Source organism: Arthrobacter sp. AL05, assembly GCF_029960715.1.
In the GTDB taxonomy this organism is placed as follows: Bacteria; Actinomycetota; Actinomycetes; order Actinomycetales; family Micrococcaceae; genus Arthrobacter.
This window is the reverse complement of sequence record NZ_JASBRC010000045.1, coordinates 1-2,305: the sequence shown is the minus strand read 5'-3', so window position 1 is coordinate 2,305 and position 2,305 is coordinate 1. Positions and strand designations below refer to the sequence as shown.

At 64.6% G+C, this 2,305-nt stretch carries 1 protein-coding gene; it reads right to left on the bottom strand.

Annotation, left to right across the window (positions count from 1 at the left end; genetic code table 11):
* A partial coding sequence (gene aceE / locus QK287_RS18335) for a pyruvate dehydrogenase (acetyl-transferring), homodimeric type (RefSeq protein WP_282361123.1) occupies nt 1-2,305 on the bottom strand: 2,305 nt, incomplete at both ends.

The window sequence follows — 2,305 nt, the reverse complement described above, 5'->3', positions numbered from 1 at the left end:
GCAGGCGGTATTTTTCGATTGCCTGGGCGGGTGCTTGGGCGTCTACTTCGCCGCGGCGGGCGAGCATCTGCAGGGAACGGACGACCACTGAGTGGATGTCGTTCTTGAAGAAGCGTCGTGCTGCGGCGCGGGTGTCGGAGAAGCCGAAGCCGTCCGCGCCTAGGGAGGCGAACTCGTTCGGGATGAACTGGCGGATCTGGTCGGGCACGGCTTTCATGTAGTCGGTCACGGCGACGATCGGTCCGGTGGCGCCGGCGAGTTGTTCGGTGACGAACGGGACGCGTGCGGGCTTGCCTGGGTTCAGGAACGCATCTTCCTCAGCGGCCATGGCATCGCGGCGCAGTTCGGTCCAGGACGTCACGGACCAGACGTCGGCGGAGACGCCCCAGTCCTCGGCGAGGACTTTCTGGGCTTCCAGGGCCCACGGGACGGACACGCCGGAGGCGAGGATCTGCGTGCGCGGGCCATCGATCTTGGCCGGCGCGAGCAGGTAGATGCCCTTGATGATGCCCTCGACGTCCAGTTCCGCCGGTGCTGCCGGCTGGGAGATCGGCTCGTTGTAAACGGTGATGTAGTACATCACGTTCCGTGACGGGTCGTTATCCGCCGGCCCCGGACCGTACATCCGGTTCAGGCCATCGCGCATGATCACGCCGATCTCGTACCCGTAGGCCGGATCGTAGGTCATCACGGCCGGGTTGGTCGCGGCCAGGACCGGGGAGTGGCCATCGGCGTGCTGCAGGCCTTCACCGGTCAGGGTGGTGCGGCCGGCCGTGGCGCCGATGATGAACCCGCGGGTCATCTGGTCCGCGGCGGCCCAGAACGAATCCCCGGTCCGCTGGAAACCGAACATCGAGTAGAAGACGTAGATCGGGATCAGCGGCTCCCCGTGGGTGGCGTAGGAGGTGCCCGCGGCGGTGAACGCCGCGACGGAACCGGCCTCGTTGATGCCGGCGTGCACGATCTGCCCGGAGATGGACTCCTTGTACGCCAGGACCAGTTCACGGTCCACGGAGAGGTAGTTCTGCCCGTTCGGGTTGTAGATCTTCGCGGTCGGGAAGAACGCGTCCATCCCGAAGGTCCGGGCCTCGTCCGGGATGATCGGAACGATCCGGGCACCGAACTCCTTATCCCGCATCAGGTCCTTCAGGAGCCGGACGAAGGCCATGGTCGTGGCCGCCAGCTGCTTGCCGGAGCCGCGGTTGGCGACTTCGTAGACCTTCTCCTGCGGCAGGGTGACCTCGGTGTGCTTGGAGCGGCGTTCGGGAACGAAGCCGCCGAGCGCGGCCCGGCGTTCCATCAGGTACTTGATCTCCGGGGAGTCCATGCCGGGGTGGTAGTACGGGGGCCGGTAGAGGTCCCCTTCGAGCTGGTCGTCCGTGATCGGGATACGCAGGTGGTCCCGGAAAGCCTTCAGGTCCGCGAGGGTGAGTTTCTTCATCTGGTGCGTGGCGTTGCGGCCCTCGAAGTGGGTACCCAGGCCGTAGCCCTTGACCGTGTGGGCCAGGATAACGGTGGGTTTGCCCTTGAACTCGGTCGCGGCCTTGTACGCGGCGTAGACCTTGTTGTAGTCGTGGCCGCCGCGCTTGAGGTTCCAGATCTGGTCATCGGTGAGGTCCTGGACCATTTCCTTGGTCTGCGGAGTCTGGCCGAAGAAGTGCTCCCGGACAAACGCACCGGACTCGGCCTTGTACGTCTGGTAATCGCCGTCGACGGTTTCGTTCATGATCTTCACCAGCGAACCGTCCTCGTCCTTGGCCAGGAGGTCATCCCACTCCCGGCCCCAAACGACCTTGATCACGTTCCAGCCCGCGCCGCGGAAGAATGCCTCGAGTTCCTGCATGATCTTGCCGTTGCCCCGCACGGGCCCGTCGAGGCGCTGGAGGTTGCAGTTGATCACGAAGTTCAGGTTATCGAGCTTGTCGTTCGCGGCGAGCTGGAGCAGGCCCCGGGACTCCGGCTCGTCCATTTCCCCATCACCCAGGAACGCCCAGACCTGCTGGTCCGAGGTGTCCTTGATACCGCGGTTGGCCAGATACCGGTTGGACTGCGCCTGATAAATCGCGTTCATCGGCCCGATGCCCATCGAAACCGTGGGGAATTCCCAGAACTCCGGCATCAACCGAGGATGCGGGTACGAGGAAAGCGCGTGGCCCTCCTTGGATTTCTCCTGCCGGAAACCGTCCAGGTCCTCCTCGGACAACCGGCCTTCCATAAACGCCCGGGCATACATCCCGGGAGAGGCATGGCCCTGGAAAAAGACCTGGTCACCGCCGCCGGGATGATCCTTACCGCGGAAGAAATG